Origin of the sequence: Pseudothioclava nitratireducens (assembly GCF_029210495.1) — a bacterium.
GTDB lineage: Bacteria > Pseudomonadota > Alphaproteobacteria > Rhodobacterales > Rhodobacteraceae > Pseudothioclava > Pseudothioclava nitratireducens.
On record NZ_JARGDK010000043.1, the window covers coordinates 1 to 653 of the forward strand.

The 653-nt window shown below is 70.4% G+C and carries 1 protein-coding gene and 1 pseudogene; both read right to left on the reverse strand.

Annotated features, from left to right (window positions below):
* Positions 1–30: 30 nt before the first annotated feature.
* The gene (locus P0X85_RS15130) at positions 31–444 is read right to left on the reverse strand and encodes a DUF6950 family protein (RefSeq protein ID WP_173496035.1); all 414 of its coding nucleotides are present in this window, start codon (positions 442–444) and stop codon (positions 31–33) included.
* A 5-nt stretch (positions 445–449) separates the two neighbouring features.
* Positions 450–653 (reverse strand): annotated as a pseudogene (locus P0X85_RS15135) (hypothetical protein); the annotation flags it as partial.

Consider the following 653-nt stretch of genomic DNA (forward strand, 5'->3'; position numbering starts at 1 on the left):
CACGGCACCGAGCACAACTGGCGGCATGGGTCACGTTCTCCAGGCAAGACGACAAGACGAGAGCGGCAGGCTCACCAACCCCTCGGGCGCCACGAACACCGCGCGCGCGCCCGTCACGACGCCGAAGGCCTCCGGCGCGCCGCCCAGAACCAGATCGCCCCGCTGGGCAAGCCGGGGATCGGCGAGCGGTGCGCCGAGCAACGCCCGGCCGCCCTCTTCAAGCGTCCGCCAGCCCAGCCGACGCAGCACCCGCTGGCAGCCCCGCGGCGTCCGGTACCGCCCCCGCCAGAGCGCCGCGTGGTCCGGGCCACCCGTCAGGTCACGCCGCAGATCGAAGGCCCAGGTCGCGCAATCGTGTTGCCCCCAGGCGAAGGGGCGTGCTTCGGCCTGAGTGACAGCGGCGGCGAGCACCTGTTCCCAATGCGGGATGCGCGTCATGGGCATTGGCATCACCCGCGCCCCCAGGTGATCTCGCGGTCCTGGATCGCGGTGACATGCTCAAACCCACGATCGCCCGGGTGGAGCACCTGCTGGCTTTCGTGGGTATAACGCCAGCTGCGCGCCACCCCGAGATCAATCAGCCGGTTCTCGTAGCTGATCGTGATCCGGCAGCTCTGCCCATCCTCCGCAATCTCGGGCACGTCGAGACGCCC